This is a genomic window from Reticulibacter mediterranei, from assembly GCF_016587455.1.
In genome coordinates, this window is the sequence record NZ_BNJK01000001.1 from 4,840,167 (window position 1) to 4,860,453 (window position 20,287).

Here is a 20,287-nt window from a genome sequence, read left to right on the forward strand (position 1 = left end):
ACCATCGGCAAGCAGAGAGGAGATAGAGACCCCTATGAATCATGAGAGCGATCAGGACATTTTGCACCAGATCACAACACTGGTTGATGAGGAACACACGCTGCTGCAAAAGTCGCATGAAGGAGAGCTGGCAAGCGATCAGCACGAGCGTATGAAGGAGTTAGAGGTAAAGCTGGATCAGTGCTGGGATCTGTTGCGCCAGCGCCGGGCGCGCAGACATGCCGGACAGAACCCGGACGAAGCCGCTGTGCGTAATGAAAGCACCGTTGAGCATTATCTGCAATAGCAGTCTGTAGAAGATGGCGGAACGGCAAGACGTGTACCGTCCGCCATCTTCCTCTTTTTTGGTGGCTCGCGACAGTGAGCGCATGTGTCTTTTCGCAGTAAAAAAGATGCTCCAATGGGGGGGTAAACGGCTAAATGAGGTCTCCATGAAGCATCTCCTTTATTCTCCATTATCTCCATGAGATAGCAATGAAAAGATAAGTTATTAGACTATAGTACTATTTATTCCTGAGAGAATTATCAGGAATGGATGAGGAAGTGATGGATAGTGGAATAGAGCTGGTTGCCTGAATGCTAGAGTTTCTCTCAACGGCAAAGAAAAAAGATACTTCAGTGGGGGTATAACAGAGTTCCAAGAGCGTTGAAGTATCTCTTTCTATGTACATGTTTGAAGAGTGAAAACAGACTCAGTGGAGCGAGCGAGAAGGATATAGACTGTCAGATTGCAATGATGTATCCTGTCCATAACGTGTTTTTGTATAGACAGGCTTGAAGGCCACGAAATGGAGTAGCGTTGCATGAAGCTATCGTTGGCACAACTATCCCTGTGGCTACGCTGGATCGCGCTCACCACCATTGGCGGATTGTCCGGGCTGCTGATTACTATGGTCCTGCCTCTGGATTCGCTCTTCTTTATCGGCTCGTATACTTTGGCGTCTGTCCTGGCTTGCATGGGACAGTGGCTCTTGCTCAATAAGCTTATCAACGCACGCAAGGGCTGGATAGCTACCGGACTGGCCGGCTTGATTACGCCGATTGTGCTGTTGATGAGTGCGGCACAACTTGGGGCGCTGGCCGGTACAGGTAATCCCCTTCTTCACAATTTGCTTACCTATCTCGGCGTTGGCATTGGTGGCTTGCTCTCGGGATTGCTGCTGGGCAACCTGCAACGTGCAGCTGTCTTGCAGCGCTGTCTGGATGAGACGCGAGGATGGACGCTGGCAACTGGCCTCGCCTGGGGTTTTGGCTGGGCGATTGGCACCACTATTCCAGGAATTGATCCGCCAACCGCAAACGATCCAGTTCGCATCATCATAGGCTGGCTCGTATCCTGGGTGATTATTGGAGCTATTACCGGCGGTATGTTGCTCTATTTGCTACCATCGAAGCGAGAACAACCAGCACAGGCTAAAAAAGAGATCGTTCACGAGAGCAAGCAATTGTAATCTTCATGTTGCATTATTTAGAGAGATGCGACATAATAATGTCTCTTTTGGCCCATGACAGTTTTCCTTCTTCGAGTTATGCTTAAACCAGATGAGAATTGAAGCAAAGGGGTAACGAAGAGAATGAAAGCGATTCATATTCATGGTCGGGGTGGCCCGGAACATCTCGTATATGAAGATGCGCCACAGCCGCGTTCAGGGCCAGGAGCGGTACTGGTTCGCGTCCAGGCAGCCGGTGTGATTGCGCCGGAATTAACCTGGGAGGAAACCTATCAAACCAGAGCGGGAGCGCCACGCTCTCTACCAATCCCTGGACACGACATCTCAGGTGTGGTTGTTGAGGTTGGTTCCGATGTTGCCAACCTCGCTGTAGGAGATGAAGTATATGGCCTTATCGCCTTTGAGCGGGATGGGGCCGCAGCCGAGTATGCTATTGCCTTGCCTGGTGAGCTTGCCCCCAGGCCGCGCACGCTCGATTATGTGCAGGCCGCAGCGGTGCCGTTAACGGCTTTAACAGCCTGGCAAGCGTTTTTTGACCACGCCGAGTTGAAAGCCGGTCAAAAGGTCCTGATTCATGGCGCTGCCGGAGGGGTTGGCGTTTTTGCTGTTCAGCTTGCGCATTGGGTTGGCGCGAATGTGATTGCAACTGCTTCGGCGCGGAACCATGATTTTTTGCGCGAACTGGGAGCAGATGAGATCATCGATTATACCACCACGCGCTTTGAGCAGGTGGTTCGCGATGTCGATGTCGTCTTAGATATGGTTGGTGGCGACACATTGGAGCGATCCTATGGAGCGCTGAAAAAGGGCGGCGTGCTGGTCTCTGTCGCTATGCCTCCATCTCCTGAGAAGGCAAAGGAACATGGTGTGCGCTCCGTCTGGTTTATTGTCGAACCAAATAGAGATCAACTGATCCAGATTAGTGAATTGATCGATGGGGGGCAGATTCGCCCGATCATTGATACCGTTTTTCCCTTGTCCCAGGCACGGCAGGCATACGAGCAGAGGGTGAAACGAGGCAAGATTGTGCTTCGTGTGGTGGATCAAGGCGAAGCATAAATAGGCAACCAGATAGCCTCTTACGGAGAGGCTATCTGGCGGAAGCTGGCTCATTCGTTCGTAGCACCTGGATTGTCAGTGTCTTCGTGATCTGTTGTGCCATAGGGCCGTACGGGAGGTGTCGCATTAATAACGCCTCTTTGAGTTGTGGCGTCATATGCACCGTTCTTGCGCAGGATAGCGAGCGCATCGTTGTAGCCGGTCTCGTCGGGCGTTTTGACCGTGACGATGGTATGGCCTGCGGCTAGCTCTTGCTGATAGAAGTGGGCGTCGCGTTCGGACAGACCCAGGCCGCGAAACGCACCAACTAACCCTCCAGCAGCCGCGCCTAATGCTGCACCACCAAACGTCGCTGCCAGAATGCCTCCAGCAATGGCCGGTCCCAATCCTGGTATAAGGAGCGAGGCGGCTGCGCCCAGAACTCCACCAATAACTCCGCCGCCGATCATACCGCTGGCGGCATCAGCGGCGACTGTAGCCTCCGGGTCCGCAGCACGTACACGCGCCAAAAAACCAATCTCATCATTATTGAAACCAGCACGTCGCAGTTCGTCAATGGCTCCTCTTGCCTGCTCCTGGTTGGGAAAGACACCCACCGCTACTATATTATGTACCATTGCCATTGGTTCTTCCTCCAAAGTTGATCGGCGAAGCTATCGCGCCTTCCATTACGTGCATAACGTAGCATTACATCTTTCACGGGTGAGGTTGAGAAAAGGTGACAGATCATATTAGGAAAAAAGTCAGATGGAGGAATGGCTCAGCTGGCCTGTGCAGGTAGTTGACATATATGTTGGTGAGATCGCTTACGTATAATAATTGTTGGGATATGAAACAACCGATATGAAACGACAAATAATGAGAAAAAGGAGAGAAAAATGTTTTTCGCCTTTGTTATCATCGCAGGAATGCTATTGATAGGCGTGCTGGTATTTGCTCGTCTCGCTGCCAGAGGGCAGTTCGTGATGCCATCTCGCTCTCCAGTATGGATCATCTTGAGTGCTATACTATTTGTGCTTGCTGGCTGCGGTTCGGGGTCGGTAACGACGCCACCGCCAATGACGCCAATCAGCACATCTGACACAGGGGCGACAACTCCTACAAGTGCGTCCGGCACCACTCAGAGTGATTGGACGATGTACCACAACGACAATGCTCGTACGGGCTATATTGAAAACTTCTCCGATCCCAAACAATTATCTCGCCTGTGGGATAAGACATTGGATGGTGCCGTCTATGCTGAGCCGCTGGTAGTGGGTGGTCACGTGTTGATTGCGACGGAGCAGAATACCATCTACTCTTTTGATGCCCAGACCGGCCAGGAGCAGTGGCATACTAATGTTGGCACGCCAGTTCCGCGCGCGGCGCTACCATGCGGCAATATCGACCCATCGGGCATTACCGGAACTCCTATTTACGATCCAGCGACGAAAGAGCTGTTCGCGGTGGCTGAGATCAGTGGCCCCTCGCATATTCTGGTTGGCCTCGATGTCAGCAACGGACAGGTGAAACTGCGCCGCCAGATCGACGTTGCGGGAATGGACCCATCGGCCCATCAAGAGCGAGCGGCGCTGGCGCTGAATCAGGGAACGGTCTATATTGCTTTCGGTGGTCGTTATGGTGATTGTGGCAATTATCATGGAATGGTGATCGGCTCAAAAACGAATGGGCAGGGACAATTGCTCGTGTATCAGGTTCCGACCCCGCGCGAAGGCGGTATCTGGTCGCCACCGGGACCAGCCATCGATGCTAATGGTCATTTGTATGTTGCGGTAGGCAACGGCGAGGTGACGAGCGGAACGTGGGATCATACCGACTCAGTGCTGCGGTTATCGCCAACCTTGCAATTGGAGGATGGTTTTGCTCCGACACAGTGGGCACAGGACAACGCCGCCGATGCTGATCTCGGCTCTATGAGTCCCGTATTGCTACCGAATGGACAGGTTTTTAGCGTGGGCAAGTCCGGTCGTGGCTATCTGCTGCATGCCAACGCACTTGGCGGTGTGGGAGGCCAGATTCAGGAGCAGCAGGTCTGTCCATCGTATGGCGGCTATGCAACGGTTGGTTCGCAAATCTTCCTGCCATGTCGCAATGGCATTCGTCAGGTGAAGATCGAGGGAAACAGCATTACGATGGGCTGGCAGCACGATCAGCCCAATGGCTCTCCTGTGGTGGGAGGCCATACGGTCTACTGCATGGATTATGCTGGTGGCACCCTCTACGCGCTCAATAGCGATGATGGTTCGGTGCGCACCTCGCTCTCCATTGGCACCACGTCGCGTTTTGCCACGCCCACGCTCTGGAATGGCCTTGTGTTTGTTGGCACAATGCAGGGTGTGGTTGCGCTCAAAGTGGCTTAATCTTAACGATTTCAGGGGAACTTGTTGCCTCAAACAAGTCCCCCTGAGACTATCAGAGCAGGTAGCTGCCGCCACCAGCAGCGAGGTAGTTGCCTGTGAGATAACGCGCCTCATTGGTTGCCAGCAGTAGAATTGCTCCGGCGACGTCTTCTGGTTGTCCGACGCGGCGCAATGGCAAGGAGGCGTTCAGCATTTCGCGGCGCTCCTGGATCACTGCTGCTGAAGCTTCGGTCTCAATTGCACCCGGAGCCACGACATTTACTCGTATGCCGTGTGGCCCCAGTTCGGAAGCCAGCACCCTCATCAATGCATCGACGCTCCCCTTACTGGCTGCAATGGCACCGCTACCCGGACGCGCTATGCGTGTTGCGAGGCTGCTGACGGCGATCAGGTTGCCACGTTTGCGCTCAATCATCAAGGGAGCTACAATACGGGCCGGGATATAGATGCCAGCCAGCGCTCTGAGTACCATATTCTGATATGTCTCCCAGCTTGACTCGACAAAAGGGGCAAATATTGCTTTGCTGTAGGCCATATTTGTCTCTGGCGTTTGAATCGTCTTACTCCCGGCTATAGCGTTCATGACCAATGTATCAATCGGCCCCAATTCTTGCTCAACCTGCTGTACCATTGCCGCGACTTGTTCATCGTTATCGACGCTGGCTTGAACTGCGATGGCTCGTCCCCCTTCGGCGCGAATAGCTGCGACCACCTCTTCCGCTCGCTTGGCACTGGCATGATAATTAACGCCGACCGCCGCCCCATGTCGTGCAAATAGGCGAGCAGTAGCCGCGCCAATCCCCCGGCTGCCGCCGGTAATCAACGCGACCTGTCCCTGTAATAATCCTGTGTTGCCTGAGTGTTCTTGCATAAAACCTTCCCTCGAAAAATGGAATGACGCATGTCTTTCATCGCTCACTACTGCTTACTATAAAATAGGAGGTATCTGCTTGCAAGAAGGCACTTAAAAGTGGTATAGGTATAGAATGTATACTAGGGAACCTGTCAGATTTGACATCAATTTTTCGGATCAAAAGTGTCCGGCTCGTCGCGCTCTGGATCTGGTAACAGACAAATGGACGCCGCTGGTGGTCTATCTGTTACGGGATGGTCCGCAACGCTATACGCAGCTCAAGCGGCAGATAGGCGGCATCACGCAGAAGATGTTGACGCAAACATTGCGCAAAATGGAGGAGGAGGGGCTGGCGACGCGAACCGTCTATCCAACCGCCCCGCCATCAGTCGAATATGCCCTGACCCCGTTGGGAGAGACGTTATGTGAGCCGATAGAGGGCTTGTTGCAGTGGGCCAGGACATATGGGTTGCAGATGCACTCGCTACTCGGGCCGGTGGCGTCTCGCGAGAGAAGACTGGCTCAGGAGGAGGCGGCAGACGAGGAAATAGACTAGCGCGCGTAATGACCAGCTTCGACAATCGTTAAGAAGTGGTCATTACATGCATCAATGGTTTGTTATTTGTTCAAAGCACTGTCCAGGTCGGCGATGATATCTTCGACGTTCTCCACACCGACAGAGAGGCGCAGCAGGCCCGGCGAGATGCCTGCCGTTTCGCGCTGTTCGTCGCTCTGGTGGGCGTGAATCATCGAGGCGGGATGTGTGATGAGCGTCTCCACACCGCCCAGGCTCACCGCTAGCAGGCAGACCTCCGTGTGCCTGACGACCTCGTAGGCACGCTGATAGCCTCCCTTGACCTCAAAAGAGAGCATGCCGCCGAAGCCACCAGGCATCTGCTGTTTTGCCAGAGCATGTTGGGGGTGTGAGGGCAGGCCCGGGTAGTATACCCGCTCAACCTGTGAATGTTGCTCTAAGAATTGAGCAACGGCAAGGGCATTGGCGTTATGAACTGCCATACGCAGGCCGTAAGTCTGCAAGCCGCGCCGCAACAGCCACGACTCGAAGGGATGTAACACCGGACCATGCACGCGTGAGTATTCCCAGACCGTATCGATTAATGCCCGCGATCCCATAATCGCCCCAGCCGTCACATCGGCGTGTCCATTGAGATATTTGGTTGCGCTATGTGTGACCAGATCGTAGCCAAACTCTAAGGGATGCTGGTTATATGCGGAGGCAAAGGTATTGTCAGTGATCGCCAGCGCCCCGGCTGCGTGAGCAATTTCGGCGGTGGCGCGCAGATCAGTCAGGTCCATTGTGGGATTCGTGGGTGTTTCAGTATAGACGATCCTGGTGTTGGGCCGTATGGCGTGTGCAAAAGACTCTGTATCGCGCTGGTCAACCTGCGTGACCTCGACGCCGTAGCGTGGCAGCGTTTCGGCCAGCAATGAGAGCGTCGCTGTGTAATGCGTCTGCTGAGCGACAACATGATCGCCTTTTTGTACATTGGCAAGAATAGCGGTCGTAATGGCGGCCATACCAGAGCCAAGTGCCAGCGCCGCCTCGCTCTCTTCCAACTCTGCCAGCAGGATCTCAACCTGTTTGTTATTAGGGGAACCATAGCGCGTATAATATGCGCCAGGAGCGACTTCCGCAGCAAGTTCAGCCCCTTCTTCCGGGGTACGCAACAGGAAGGTGCTGGTCTGGAAAATGGGGGGCGAGACGGCTGTGGTATCGTTGGCGTTGTGGGCATCGTGGATGAGGCGCGTCTGTAAGCCATAATCGCGTTTTTGCTCGCTCATAGAAATATTGCTCCTCTCAAGTGTCTATGCGGGGATTGCTATTGTACTTACCTCTATTCTACCGACACATTGGATCACGAAATAAGGGCCAATCAGCGGTTCATAGCCGGTTGGTCATCAGCCAACTGGCAGGCGGTGTTTTTGACTTTTTCTAAATGTGAATGCTACAATAAGTGCTATCTAAACCTGCCTGGACAGCATATCCTCTCCCAGATCTGTCATGTACATCGTGTGATTAGCGTAGGAAGCAGCATGCTTTTGCAAGGAGCATAGACGCGGATGGACAACAACAGTCAGTACGAGCCGGATGATTTCTCCAATCGAGATAATGCGCGCGAGGCCGCCAATCGTGAGCTAGGCGAGATGCTGGTGCAACGGGCGCGTGATCTGGTTCCAAAGCTACATGAGCGTGCCGCTCGCACCGAAGAGCTACGCAGCCTACCCCCTGAGACCATTTCCGATTTGCAGCAGGCCGGATTGCTCAGCGTCCAGAAGCCGCAGCGCTATGGTGGCTATCAACTTGGCTACGACGTGTTGATGGACGTATTGGTCGAGTTGGGGCGTGGCTGTGGTTCGACCGCATGGACGGCAATGGCTCTCAATTGTGCGAATATTCTCGTCGGCTTCCCGGAAGAGATTCAGCAAGAATTGTGGAGCACAGATGCGCTCGTCTCCGGCGTCTTTACACCTATTCCCGCCCTGATCGTGGATGGTGGTTATCAGTTGCGCGGCTCATGGTCGTATGCCAGCGGGGTTGACCATGCCGATTGGCTCTTTTTGGGAGGATTGATCGTGAGCCAGGATATTCCTGATGTGCGCTTCTTCCTGCTGCCGAAAAGCGATTTTGTGATCGTGGATGACTGGTTTACAGCGGGATTGCGCGGCACCGGTAGCAAGCGTGTGGTGGTCGATGACGCCTTCGTTCCAAAGGAGCGCACAGCCTCGCTTTCACAGTTGCGGGAAGGGACCGCCCTCAATGCAGTGCAGCACCAGACGTGGCTGTATCGCGTGCCGCTGGCTCCCATTTATCGACTCAATATGGTTGCGCCTGCCATCGGAATCGCTTTAGGAGCCTACGAATACTATCATGAGTGGGTACGCTCTCGCATTGGGTCGGATATGCAGCCTCTCTCGCAAAAGGCCAACGTCCAGATCCACCTGGCGGAATGTGCCGCCGATATCGACGCAGCTGCTCGCATCGTGCGTTCAGAGATAGCGGAGATCACCGAACGTGTGAAAAGTGGCTACGAGTTGACCATGAGAGAGCGCTCACGTTATCAGCGCGACGCGGCCTATTGTTGTGTGCTTTGTGTGCGTGCCGTTGACAGGCTCTATGAGCAGAGCGGAACAACGATCCTTCCCGAAAAACATCGCATCCAACGCGCATGGCGGGATATTCACGCGCTGGTTGCTCATACCGCCAATCTCTGGGATGATGCGATGCAGGATTTTGGACGCATCGAGTTTGGTTTGAGGCCGCTTAACCAGTTCTTCTATTGATGCTCCCTGAGCAATATGCGACAAAGATTTCGTAGTGGAGCCGCACCAACGCGATACATCGCTCCACTACGAAATCTTTGTCGCTTTTGTTAAATTTTTATATTCCCTTGACAATCATGTAAATAGTACTGTATAGTACTACTTATGAGAAGCACATCGAATCGAGACTACGTGATCAAAGTGGTGTCGGAAATGTTTCTGCTGCGCGGCTTTGCCTGTACTAGCATGGATGATGTGGTGAAGCAGAGCGGCGTTTCCAAGTCGAACATTTATTACCACTTTAAGAGCAAGGATGAGCTAACATTAGCTGTTCTGGAAAGCTATATTTCCACCCTGCAGAACCTGTTTCGCGAGCAATCGCAAGCTGAAGATGGGCAGCTTTTGCCGCGTCTGGAGCATTATATTGAACAGTTGATTCAGGATCTTGCGGAGCGCGATTGCGTGGGAGGTTGTCCCTTGATGTCGCTGATGGTGGAGGCTGGAAAGACGAACGAGGCGGTTCGTGTGCGATTGGCACAGTTCTTTCAGCAACAAAAGGATCAGCTTACACAGCTTTTGGAAGAGGGAAAGAGGCGTGGAGAGGTTCGGAACGACCTTCCGGCGAGCGTGCTGGCTTCTCTCATTAGCTCGTGGTTGGAAGGAATGCTGATGCTGGCAAGCATCCAGAAGAGCGCATCCACATTACGAGGTGAGCGTGACGCACTTCTGAGCATGCTCAAAGCTCGGCCCTGAATGATGGGAGGCTTTTCTTAATGAGCATGAACCTTCTTTTCGTAGTTGCGCGATTTATCGCGCTTTTCGACAATATAGATAATTGTGATAAAGCGCGATAAATCGCGCAACTACGAAAGAGATCTCATCATTAAGGGAAATTTCCTCTTTTTTTACCTTGTAATTAGTACCAATCAGTACTAATGAGAACCGTCAAGGAGGGAACATATGTATCGTATTGCGAATGGTATTTCTGGCATCGAGGGAACATGGATCGGGCGTATGTATGTGATTGAGGCACCTGATGGCCTGACACTGATTGATAGCAGCATCCCCGGCGCTTTACCACGAATCGAAAAAGACCTTCTGAGGGCCGGTCGTCGGCTTGACATGGTAAAACGTATCCTCATCACGCATGCGCACTGGGATCATTATGGCAGTCTTGCAGCTTTGAAGGAGGCGACAGGAGCGCGTGTGTACGCTCACCATCGCTATGAGAGCGCGGTCATTCGTGGAGAGAAAAAGCCCGATATGCCGTTGCCCTCGCAGCTTCATGGTTTTGACCGTCTGGTATCAACCGCCTGGATACAGCCGCAATTGAAGTTCAATATAGCGGTGAAAGTCGATTATGAACTCAAAGAGGGAGACCGGCTCGACGAGGTGCTACCTGGTTTAATGGTTATCGATACGCCGGGGCATAGTCTCGGTCATTGCGGTTTCTGGCAGCCAGAGCAGGGTCTCCTCTTTGGCGGCGATGTGATGATGCACCTGCCTTCTGGTCGCCTCGTGTTGCCTCTGGCATCCGCTACCCGTGATCTGGACGAGGCGAAACGTTCGGTGCAGAAAGTGGCCGACATGCAGGTCAAAACGCTATGCCTGGGGCATGGCAAGCCATTGATTGGCAATGCCACAGCAGCAATTAGCGCTTTTGCTGCCAAACTGAGCTAGAGGTCGAGCGATAGAGCAAGAGGGCTGTCTCTCCGAAGTTTGAGAGACAGCCCTCTTGCTCTATCAACCCAAATGCGATCATTGTCCGAAACTGCCGGTCATTCCCCTTGTCAAAATTGCTCTTTTTTGTTATGCTCTTTATGGAAGTGAACACGTTCATTTTTATGATAGAACGAGGAGGAACGAGACAATGAGCCTGGATGCTTTTGAATTGGAAGGAAAGTCAGTAAATCATGATGAGATGACGATCAGACGTAGAGAAAAGCATATGAAAAAGCGCTGGTTATGGATTGTTGGTATCCTGGGTTTTCTGTTGCCGGGCGTATGTCCGCCGTTTACTTTCTTCTTCAGCAAGCCAGAAGGCATGTTCTTTGATATGATATCCGTCTCTCCCTGGCCTTACCCATACCTGTTCACACCTGGCATGCCTGTAGAATACTGGTTTAAGGCGTTGAGCATATATACCGTGCTGGCAATAGGGACGACGGTGAGCGCCGTGTTGTTATGGCATTCGATTGTGCATAAAGCGGCAAAAATAAATTGGAAACAGGGAATGAAAGCGGGCGTATTGGCAAATATCGTGGCATACCTGTTGACCGGTATTATGCTGACATGGTTTTCTCAACTGAAAGCTCCTACCTATCCTCCAGGGATAGAGCAGTTTGTCTCTTTCATTATTGCAGTAACGACCGGATGGCTACTTGGTCTGGTTGGACTGCTACTCTATGGATGGTGGACAACTCCTGTTGCTCTCGTTTTAGGTTGGCTATGTGGTTGGTTAGAGGGAAGAGAGTTAAGTAAACCAGGAAGAGAAATGTTAAAATATGAATGATAAGAAGAAAGGAGCAGCATGTGAAATATGCTATGCCTGAAGATTACTTGCAGAGCACACCTATTCTCGATAAGGATCATTTGCTCATCGTTTGCCTGGTTAACGAACTGATCGCTGAACATGCAGGTGGAGATAGAGAATTTCTTCAGGCTGCACATCAATGGTTGGCACAGCATTTACGTCCCGTCTATACGTTGAATGAGAGGCAACCAGCATCGACCACGCTGGCACGTGGATGTGGCTCTTGCAGTCAACGGATGGCGGTATTGGAAGCGGTGGCACGGGCGGCAGGAATAGGGACGCGCTCACATGCGCTCTGGATCGATGGACAGTTCTGGCGTTCCCGCTTTCAGCAATTGCATCGGTTCCTCCCACAGAGAGTACTACTTGCATGGCCTGAGTTTTTTATTGATGGCTCCTGGGTAGGCTTCGAGGAACTGTATGGGCCGCTGCAAGAACTGGCCGAGCATAGGAGCGATGGGTTCACTAACGCCACTGGAGAGACGCTTTTTGAGGCGGTGCGATATACAGCTGTCGATTGGAGCGGTCAAACCTGTTCCTGTGCTATTGGGTCTGCCTGTGATCTCTCTCATGTCGTTATGGCTGATGGAGGCATCTTCTCTTCACGTGATGCCGTTTTTGATCGCTATGGTCTCCTGTTACACCAGCCCAGAGGTTGCCTCTTTGAACTGATCTTCGGTGGACGCGAAGCAGCCTGATTGGTGCTATGGGTGCCTGAAAACACTATTCGCCGCTGCTACTGCCATATCAACGGAGACCCCTTCCAGGCAAGGATAGCCGATAGGACAGGTCTCGTATCCGCAGGGACGGCAGGGAACGGGATGAGCCAGTGCTCGGAATGGCCCCGGCCGCAATGGTCCGTTGGTGGCGGGATTGCCAGCACCAAAGATGGTGACGGTTGGTGTTGCGAGCGCGTAGGCGATGTGTGCCGGTCCAGTATCGTTGGTAATCAGCACTGCCAGCCGATCTATGATCGCCCCCAGCGTTACCAGCGAGGTTTTACCGATCAAATTGAGATATGGCTTCCCGACCTGCCGGGCCAGTTGTTCGCCAGTCTCTCGCTCTTCTGGCTCGCCCAGGATGACCACTGTACCACCATGTTGTTGTCGTAGCTGCGCACCAACTGCCGCAAAGCGTTCGATGGGCCAGCGCCGTGTTATCTCACGGGCGGCTGGATGGAGGCCAATCAGTGGCGGTCGGGCATGCGACAGCGGCGCGGCGACTTCCGCGTGATCTTCCGGCCAGAGCGGGAACTCGATTTCTTCACCTTGTTCTGGTATCCCTAAGAAGCTGGTGAGGGCAAGGACGCAGCGTATCTCATGCGCTTGATCGGGATATGGTAGTGCAGCATCCAGCAAACCAGCGGAATCGTCGGAGCGCACAAAACCTGCGGTGGCCTTTGCTCCTAGTAGCAGTGTGAACGGGTTGGAATAAACGCCCGAACCCTGCATCTGAAGTGCCAGATCAAAATGTTGCTCCTGCATGGCCTGGAAAAACCGTATTGTCCTGCGAGCATCAAAGAATTGTTCCGCGATCCCTGGAAAGCCTGGAAACGCTACGTAGTGATCCAGATAAGGCGAGCGCACGGCGATATCGCGCAAAATTGGCAAGGTAATCATGGTTATTTCGGCATCTGGCAAGGCGTAGCGCAGGGCGCGTAGTGCTGGAGTCGCACAGATAAAATCACCGATGCGCGAGGCACGCAGCAGAGCGATTTTGCGAGGCGGCTCTGGCTGGCGAGTCAACAGACCTGGTGCAAACGGATTATTCATCTAGCATCGTACCTCGCTCTTACCTTTTAGTTTTTATCTCTTAGTTTTTAAAAAGTTCCGTGATAGAGCGAGCAGGAGCGGCAGACCTCTGGCGGTTCTTCAGAGGAGAGCTGGTCGCGAAATTGCTGGTATGGAGCGCTGTTCCAGAGGGTGTCGGCGCTCTGTTCGGTGATCTTCCCGAAGTTGATGCGGTCGGGCGTCGAGACCATGCAGCAGGGCATCGAGTAGCCCTGATAGCTGAAGTACGCGCCTGTCCAGGGCCAATCGCAACGTTGGGGGCCAGGAGTGCCGGGAGGATGCATACGCAGGCGGGTGCGCGGTAGGCGCAGATCTATATTGAGCTGTCGAGCAACCTCGCGTGCCTCGCCAAAGTAGCGCTCGATGCGTTGCGGCTCCTCTTCCAGCAAGGTCTGTTCCTGAACAAAATCGCGCATCGGCAGATAGTTGGCGGGCAGGCTGGACTCGCCGAAATCGTGACAGAGATGTTGCACAAAGATGCTCTCCATCTCATATTGAGCGGCAAAACGCACGATAGCAGGTAGCTCAGGCAAGTTCTGGCGCATAATCACCATCACCATGCGCAGGTGCGGTTGTGCGGAACCTGCGCGCTGGCGTGCTGCCAGAATGCGTTCGATGTTATTGACGACACGATCAAAGTGCGCTCGCACGCGAATACGCTCGTACGTTTCGGCGGTGGCGGCATCCAGCGAGATATGCAGGCTGTGGAGGCCGCTGATGATGCAGCGGTCGGCCCGGCGATCATTGAGCAGCGTCAGATTTGAGTTGGTGCTGACCTGCACACCGCGCCCGGTTGCATACTCTACCATGTCGAAGAAACGAGGATGCATCATCGGCTCGCCAAGCCCTTGCAGGTGGATCTCTTTGAGCTGAGGAAACTGGTCGATGATGGAGGTAAAGGTATCAAGATCCATGAACGCAGGCGGTCCGTAGGGTGGACCATCCTGGCGAAACTGGATCGAACACATCTGGCAGCGCAGGTTGCACTGGCCCACCGGCTCAATCTGGATATATTCTGGCAATTGCATGTCCTTCTCCTCTCACAAAAACCACACGCGAAACTTGATAGCCCCACGTAGCCGCCAGAAAATCGCCAGTGGCGGCAGCGCCATTGATGTAACAACCATCTCCATAACATGTCCTGGCTCACGCGAGGTATGGGCGAGGCGCTGCATACAAAAGCGCCCTGTCTGATATATCCAGAGGCCCAGGCCAAGCAACACGAGCGGCTTCGATTTTTTCAACAGGCCCATCACTGCAAGGAGCAGCGTGCCGATGATGCTATAGTAGCGCCAGGGTGGTGTGGCCTGAATCTTCTGTTTATACTGATGGGGATGTTTCTTGTACAGCAGGGCGTTAAACATGCTTTTGCGCTGTTGCGACACGCTTACGCCCCAGTTTGCGGGACGGATAGGATGGATCACGACGGCTTGTGGCGCGTTGGTGAAGTGCATGCCGTGTGCCAGGAGGGTAAAGCAGAGATCGCTATCCTCGCGCCAGGCAGCCGTGAAGCGCTCGTCGAAGCCGCCCACCTGTTCCAGCGCCGATTTGCGATAAAAGCAATTAGCTGTGACAAAATCGCACTCGGCTATGCCTGTGGCGTTATATTCGTAATCGGTGGGATTGTTCGGCAGCGGTACAATCAAGCGCCCAGCCACGCCATCGATGCCATCCGTCAGCGCCGCAGCACCAGCCGAGAGCCAGCGCTGTGAGGGGATGCAATCGTCATCGGTAAAAGCGATGATCGAGCCACGGGCAGCACGCCAGCCAAGATTACGGGCCGCAGCGGGACCAGCAGGACGGTGAGCGTAAGCACCGGGAAGATAGCGAATAACGGGCCGTTTACGAGCTTGAGCGTTGACCCGACTCTCAACAAGGCACCTTGTTTCCTGGCAATGGGCGTCATCGACAACGATAATTTCATAGCGCTCTGGTGCCATATCCTGTTCAAGCAAGGCATTTAGGCATTGGGCCAGCAGCGTAGGACGACGACACGTTGGAATCACAACCGAAATTTGTAGCATTTATGCATCCCTTACCGATTCGTCCACTGCATCATGCTCAGTGGGTTTTTCCAGAATAAATGAGCCAATAGCGAGCGCATCGAGAGGCGAGGACCAGTAGCATTCGATAGCGTCGCGTGGTGTGCAGACGATAGGCTCGCCGCGCGTATTAAACGAGGTATTGACCAGCACCGGTACGCCTGTACGTTGCTGGAACGCCTTGAGCAGATCGTAATACAACGGGTGCTGCCCACGATTGATGGTCTGGATACGCGCTGTGTTGTCAACGTGGCGCACGGCGGGGATCTGTTCGGCCCTGGCTGGCAGCACATCATAGACGAAGAGCATAAACGGGGATTTGCGAGCTTTTGCAAACCAGTTCTCGGCCTCTTCCTCCAGCACCACAGGCGCTACAGGGCGGAAATCCTCGCGATCTTTGATCTCGTTGAGGCGAGCCTGCATCGAGGCGCGGAGCGGCGAGGCCAGAATCGAGCGAGCGCCCAATGCACGCGGCCCAAACTCCATACGCCCCTGAAACCAGCCAATCACCTTATCCTGTGCCAGCAGATTGGCAACATCAGTCGCAAGATCCTTTGCTCGACGATAGGGCAGCTTGGACCAGTGCAAGAACTGTTCGATCTCGTCGTCGCTGTATGCAGGACCGAGGAAGGCGTGATCCATCAGGAACTTGCGGGCGGAGGCCGAGCGCTGCTGCACATCTATCCACATCGCGGCCCCAAGCGCTGTCCCCGCATCGCCAGCCGCCGGTTGCACCCAGATAGACTTGAAGGGTCCACGATCCCGCAAACGAGCGTTCATAACGCAGTTGAGCGCGACACCACCAGCCAGACAGAGACGATCGATTCGCGTCGCCTTGTAGAACCAGTTGACCAGCTTGAGGGCCGCTTCTTCCAGCGCGAGTTGCAATGAATGCGCGATATCGTAGTGGCGCTGCTCAAGCGGCTCTCCCTTGCGACGTGGAGGCCCGAAGCACTCATCCAATCGCACATCTGCAATAGTGTATTGACCGTTATCATCCACATGAATGATCTCGCGAAAGTCATTCAGATAGCGCGGCTGGCCGAAGGAGGCGAGCGCCATCACTTTATATTCGTCGGAGGAGTGCAGGAAGCCAAGATAGCCGGTAACGTCTTCATAGAGCAGGCCCAGCGAATGGGGCATGTTGACTTGAGCCAGGCGAGTAATTACATTGCCCTCGCCGATGCTGTAGCTGGTGGTTGCCCTCTCGCCGCGCCCATCCAGCGTCAGGATCGCCGCGCTCTCAAAGGGTGAAGGCAGAAATGCGCTGGCGGCATGGGCGAGGTGATGTTCTACAAAGTGCCAGCGCGTGGGGCCATCGGCACGATAGCCGCGAAAGAGTGCCTGGAGATGATGGGGAGCGCCTCCAGCCAGATGGCGCGGCGCGTTGATCATCGATGAAACGAAGAGTGGTTCCCAGACTGATTCCCAGCCTGGAAGAGCCTCATGAGCGCTTGGCTCCAGAGGAAGAACGAGTGCTGCGTCCTGTTGTTGTCGGTTGAGCAAAAGATATGGATCGTAGGAATAGGCAATATGGTGGACATCGGTGAGGGAGATGCCAACTGCTTGCAGGCAATAGTGAATGGCGTGGAAAGGGAGTTCGTAGGTGGAAAAGGGAATAGGTCGTTTCGCATGTTTGATGTGTGTGAGGCGTTCTTCCTCAACGGCGGCGATCACTCTACCATCATGTACCAGACAGGCGGCGGAATCGTGATACGCGGCGTTGATGCCAAGCGTGTACATAGGCTGTATTCCTCCGATAAAAGCAATCCTACAGATGCTATTTCATATATCCAACCTACAAGAATGATTCATTGAACGGGCGATGCTTTATGCTCTTTGAAGAGATCAAGGGTGGCTGCCGTGACATCCTCGCCAGGAACTTCACTCACGAATGAGACCTCGTGCGGACAGTCAGCGTGGGTATGGTTGCTGCCACAGACAGGGCAGAGCAATTGCCAGGAGACGAACGGGCGATGGCGGCTACGCGTTAGAATGCTGGAATTAATCATATTGAAGCACCAGTAAATGCCGATCGTAGCAGCACCCACCGCGCTGGCGAGATGAAGTGGTCCCGAATCGTTCGATACCACGACACGGCACCGCTTGAAGAGAGCAGCCAGGCCACCGAGAGAGATTTGTTCGGCCAAGTTTTGCCCCTCGCTTTGCATATGGCCGACGACAGCCTCAACCGTACCACATTCTGATTTCGTGCCCGTTACCAGCACATGCGCGCCTGCTGCGGCGAGAGCGTCGCCGACCGCTGCAAATTTTTCGGCGGGCCAGCGCCGTCTGGGATCGCCTGCCCCCGGATGCAGTGCGACCAGCGGCCTACCCTGATCTGGCACCACACGTTCGACCTCGGCGAAATCTTCTTTTGTGACTTCGATGTGTGGCTCTATGCAATTGGAGGTGGCTCCGACCAGGGAGACCACTTCCAGGTAGCGCAAGACCTCGTGCTGAAAGTAGATATAAGGTATCGAACGGTCTAACACAGGGGCATCGGGTGTCTGTGTTCCGGCAGTCATACGTGCGCCGAGGCGCAGCACGAACGGGTTCGAGTGTGCGCCGCCGCCGTGCAACTGAAGCGCCAGGTCAAAACGTTCCTGCTGCATATGTTGGAAGAAGCGTTCCTGCTCAATAGGATCTTCTTCCACCTCGCCCGGCTCTGCTCCTACGCCTCCATAGGTTGGTATGACCACGACACGATTGATTGGCGATGGTCGCCGTGCTAGAAATGAAGCGTGCCACTCTTTTGCCAGCAGAACGATTTCGGCGTTTGGATAAGTTGTGCGCAACGCCTCCAATGCGGGGAGCGTGAAGATAAAATCACCAAGCGCATTGGCGCGTAGCACTGCAATTTTGTGTACCCCCGGCACTTTATCGTAATGAGGAAGCATAAGAATAGCTGACCTTCCCTGGCGAGATAATATGTTACACTTAGATGAGCAGCCGGTTCTAGATACTATTGAGAACCGTTTTCGTTTCTGTCACGAATAAGAGCGGTTAATCGTGTCACTTATAAACCGAGCAAGCAACAATAAAGATTATGAAGACATGTCACAGGAGGAGATTTTTGATGGAACATCGCACGCTGGGACAAACAGGATTGCAGGTGCCGGTTGTAGGAATGGGAACGTGGAGAACCTTTGATGTACAGGGGGAGAAGGCGCTCAAAAATGCCCGGCGCGTCATTGATAATGCTCTTGCTGCTGACGTAACGTTTTTTGATTCATCGCCCATGTATGGTGCCGCCGAATATGCGCTGAGCCACGCGCTGAACAGGCGGCGCGATGAGGTGCGGATCGCCACCAAAATCTGGTCTCCAACGCGTGGCGAGGCGCTCGAACAGGTGAAACGCGCGCTCTCGCTCTTTGGGAACTGCATCGACCTCTACCAGATTCACAACCTGCTGAACTGGCGCGAGCATCTAACGTTGCTAGAAGGGCTGCGTGAGTCGGGCCAGGTCAACGCCATCGGCATCACCCATTACAGCAGTTCAGCCTTTCGTGAGATGCGACAGATTATGCAGAGCGGGCGTATAGGGGCCATTCAAATTCCGTACAATCCAGTGGAGCGAGATGTTGAGCGCGAAATCCTGCCGCTTGCTGCCGAACTGAATATCGGCGTGGTGGTGATGCGCCCCTTTGCCGAAGGGATCTTGACGCATCACCCACCAGCTCAGGAGGCTTTGGAACCGCTGAAGCCATTTGGCATTACCACCTGGGCGCAGGCGCTGATTAAATGGATATTGAGCGATCCGCGCTGCCACGTCACCATTCCCGCCACCACGCAGCCGCAACGTATCTGTGAAAATGCAACAGCTGGCAACGCGCCCTGGTTTGGACCGGAAGAGCGAGAACTTGTGGCGCGCCTTGCTGCTGGTTAAGCACGGTATGGGAAGTGCTTGCCCCAACGCGATAAATCGCGAGACTACGAACTACGTTCCTGATTTGAACAATTGTATCAAATCATCTTTCTGTGTATACTATGCGAAAAGCTGTTACACAGAAAGAGAATTGAAGAGTAATGATACCTACCGTAGAATGGCGCGATCTGATTCCCCGGCCTGTTCAGGGGCCGGATGATGCTGTGGCGATGATTGAGAAGCTGGGATTTTGTACCTGGGGGCCGGTGCCTGGATTGGACTTTCCCAATCTTGCCGAGGCGATGGGCGAGACGGCGCTTTCGGTGCTGAACCATACGTGGTCCTGGAAGGACGATCTGCATTTCGAGCGCCGTCTCTATTACGGCAAGATTATTGCCGGTCAACCTAGCTTTCTCTCTCCCGACTTCCTGCCCGTTTTTATCGCCGCTCTTGCCAGTCCTGATATGGGACGGGAACGTGACTATCTCCAGTTATTTCTCGATGGTCGCTTGTCCAGGGAGGCAAAGACGATTTATGAATATCTCGATGAGAACCCGGAGCAACCGACACGCGATCTGAGGCGAGGCGCGCACCTCAACGGCAAGAGTATGAAGACGCCTACAGAACGTGCGCTGGTGGAGCTTCAGCGCCGTTTTCTGGTCTGTAAAGTAGACCTGACGGGTCGTACTCGCGGCACCTATTCGTATATCTGGGATCTGGCCGAGCGCTTCTGGCCTGAAGCATTTGAGATTGCTATTCAGTTAACAACTGATGCGGCGCGTGAGCGAGTGCGAGAGCAGTTACGCGTAGCTGGTATTGAGCCGAATGCGAAACTGGAACAGAAGTTGTTTTTGTGGAGATAACAGAACAAAAAGAAAATACAAACATGGCGAGAAAAGTTTGGGGGTAATTCTGGCTAGTAATGGCGTTTGATTTGTGGAATGAGATTATTCATCGGGATATTCGTTAGAAAATAGAGATGGGCATTGTGTATGCTATCTTCTGGCCGTTCAGTATGGTTGAGGTTTTAGCAGGAAGCACCATCAATT

Annotated in this window: 20 protein-coding genes; 12 read left to right on the forward strand and 8 right to left on the reverse strand. The window is 53.7% G+C overall.

What is annotated here, in order from left to right:
- Window positions 1-34 precede the first annotated feature (34 nt).
- The 3 genes from K3T83_RS20850 (at window position 35) to K3T83_RS20860 (ending at window position 2,510) form a co-directional block, all read left to right on the forward strand.
- The gene (locus tag K3T83_RS20850) at window positions 35-286 is read left to right on the forward strand and encodes a DUF2630 family protein (protein ID WP_220204865.1); all 252 of its coding nucleotides are present in this window, start codon (window positions 35-37) and stop codon (window positions 284-286) included.
- Window positions 287-803: 517 nt separating this feature from the next.
- Window positions 804-1,451: a hypothetical protein gene (locus K3T83_RS20855; RefSeq protein WP_220204866.1), complete on the forward strand. Its 648-nt coding sequence runs from the start codon at window positions 804-806 to the stop codon at window positions 1,449-1,451.
- 123 nt (window positions 1,452-1,574) lie between these two features.
- On the forward strand, window positions 1,575-2,510 hold the full coding sequence (locus K3T83_RS20860; protein WP_220204867.1) for an NADP-dependent oxidoreductase: 936 nt from the start codon (window positions 1,575-1,577) through the stop codon (window positions 2,508-2,510).
- A gap of 50 nt (window positions 2,511-2,560) precedes the next feature.
- On the opposite strand, the gene K3T83_RS20865 is transcribed toward K3T83_RS20860, so the two are convergent.
- Window positions 2,561-3,133 carry a general stress protein gene (locus K3T83_RS20865; protein ID WP_220204868.1) on the reverse strand — a complete coding sequence of 191 codons (573 nt, stop codon included), beginning with the start codon at window positions 3,131-3,133 and terminating at the stop codon, window positions 2,561-2,563.
- A 255-nt stretch (window positions 3,134-3,388) separates the two neighbouring features.
- On the opposite strand from K3T83_RS20865, the gene K3T83_RS20870 reads away from it, so the two are divergent.
- Window positions 3,389-4,870 (forward strand): outer membrane protein assembly factor BamB family protein, encoded by a 1,482-nt coding sequence (locus tag K3T83_RS20870; RefSeq protein ID WP_220204869.1) that lies wholly within the window; start codon window positions 3,389-3,391, stop codon window positions 4,868-4,870.
- A 52-nt stretch (window positions 4,871-4,922) separates the two neighbouring features.
- Here K3T83_RS20870 and K3T83_RS20875 read toward each other — a convergent pair whose 3' ends face one another.
- Window positions 4,923-5,741 (reverse strand): SDR family NAD(P)-dependent oxidoreductase, encoded by an 819-nt coding sequence (locus K3T83_RS20875; RefSeq protein ID WP_220204870.1) that lies wholly within the window; start codon window positions 5,739-5,741, stop codon window positions 4,923-4,925.
- Window positions 5,742-5,856: 115 nt separating this feature from the next.
- On the opposite strand from K3T83_RS20875, the gene K3T83_RS20880 reads away from it, so the two are divergent.
- Window positions 5,857-6,279, forward strand: coding sequence for a winged helix-turn-helix transcriptional regulator (locus K3T83_RS20880; protein WP_220204871.1), 423 nt, complete (start codon window positions 5,857-5,859; stop codon window positions 6,277-6,279).
- A gap of 62 nt (window positions 6,280-6,341) precedes the next feature.
- Here the strand turns inward: K3T83_RS20880 and K3T83_RS20885 are convergent, their stop codons facing one another.
- Window positions 6,342-7,526 carry a trans-sulfuration enzyme family protein gene (locus K3T83_RS20885; protein WP_220204872.1) on the reverse strand — a complete coding sequence of 395 codons (1,185 nt, stop codon included), beginning with the start codon at window positions 7,524-7,526 and terminating at the stop codon, window positions 6,342-6,344.
- A 279-nt stretch (window positions 7,527-7,805) separates the two neighbouring features.
- Between K3T83_RS20885 and K3T83_RS20890 the strand changes: the two genes are divergently transcribed.
- From K3T83_RS20890 to K3T83_RS20910, 5 genes are all read left to right on the forward strand, one after another.
- Window positions 7,806-9,026 (forward strand): acyl-CoA dehydrogenase family protein, encoded by a 1,221-nt coding sequence (locus K3T83_RS20890; RefSeq protein WP_220204873.1) that lies wholly within the window; start codon window positions 7,806-7,808, stop codon window positions 9,024-9,026.
- A 144-nt stretch (window positions 9,027-9,170) separates the two neighbouring features.
- Entirely contained in the window at window positions 9,171-9,758 is a 588-nt protein-coding gene (locus tag K3T83_RS20895) for a TetR/AcrR family transcriptional regulator (RefSeq protein WP_220204874.1), read from the forward strand.
- Between the two features lie 207 nt (window positions 9,759-9,965).
- Window positions 9,966-10,685, forward strand: coding sequence for an MBL fold metallo-hydrolase (locus K3T83_RS20900; RefSeq protein WP_220204875.1), 720 nt, complete (start codon window positions 9,966-9,968; stop codon window positions 10,683-10,685).
- A gap of 55 nt (window positions 10,686-10,740) precedes the next feature.
- A complete protein-coding gene (locus tag K3T83_RS20905; RefSeq protein ID WP_220204876.1) occupies window positions 10,741-11,517 on the forward strand; it encodes a hypothetical protein in 777 nt (258 codons plus the stop codon).
- 20 nt (window positions 11,518-11,537) lie between these two features.
- Window positions 11,538-12,236: a transglutaminase-like domain-containing protein gene (locus K3T83_RS20910; RefSeq protein ID WP_220204877.1), complete on the forward strand. Its 699-nt coding sequence runs from the start codon at window positions 11,538-11,540 to the stop codon at window positions 12,234-12,236.
- Window positions 12,237-12,242: 6 nt separating this feature from the next.
- On the opposite strand, the gene K3T83_RS20915 is transcribed toward K3T83_RS20910, so the two are convergent.
- From K3T83_RS20915 to K3T83_RS20935, 5 genes are all read right to left on the reverse strand, one after another.
- Complete coding sequence (locus tag K3T83_RS20915) at window positions 12,243-13,310, reverse strand: glycosyltransferase family 9 protein (RefSeq protein ID WP_220204878.1); 1,068 nt, start codon at window positions 13,308-13,310, stop codon at window positions 12,243-12,245.
- A 47-nt stretch (window positions 13,311-13,357) separates the two neighbouring features.
- A complete protein-coding gene (locus K3T83_RS20920) occupies window positions 13,358-14,356 on the reverse strand; it encodes a radical SAM protein (protein ID WP_220204879.1) in 999 nt (332 codons plus the stop codon).
- A gap of 12 nt (window positions 14,357-14,368) precedes the next feature.
- Window positions 14,369-15,352, reverse strand: coding sequence for a glycosyltransferase family 2 protein (locus K3T83_RS20925; RefSeq protein WP_220204880.1), 984 nt, complete (start codon window positions 15,350-15,352; stop codon window positions 14,369-14,371).
- A complete protein-coding gene (locus tag K3T83_RS20930) occupies window positions 15,353-17,113 on the reverse strand; it encodes a carbamoyltransferase family protein (protein ID WP_220204881.1) in 1,761 nt (586 codons plus the stop codon).
- A gap of 68 nt (window positions 17,114-17,181) precedes the next feature.
- Window positions 17,182-18,270, reverse strand: coding sequence for a glycosyltransferase family 9 protein (locus tag K3T83_RS20935; protein WP_220204882.1), 1,089 nt, complete (start codon window positions 18,268-18,270; stop codon window positions 17,182-17,184).
- Between the two features lie 179 nt (window positions 18,271-18,449).
- Between K3T83_RS20935 and K3T83_RS20940 the strand changes: the two genes are divergently transcribed.
- Window positions 18,450-19,259, forward strand: a complete 810-nt coding sequence (locus K3T83_RS20940) for an aldo/keto reductase (RefSeq protein WP_220204883.1) — start codon at window positions 18,450-18,452, stop codon at window positions 19,257-19,259.
- Window positions 19,260-19,399: 140 nt separating this feature from the next.
- Entirely contained in the window at window positions 19,400-20,101 is a 702-nt protein-coding gene (locus K3T83_RS20945) for an AlkZ-related protein (protein ID WP_220204884.1), read from the forward strand.
- Window positions 20,102-20,287: the final 186 nt, after the last annotated feature.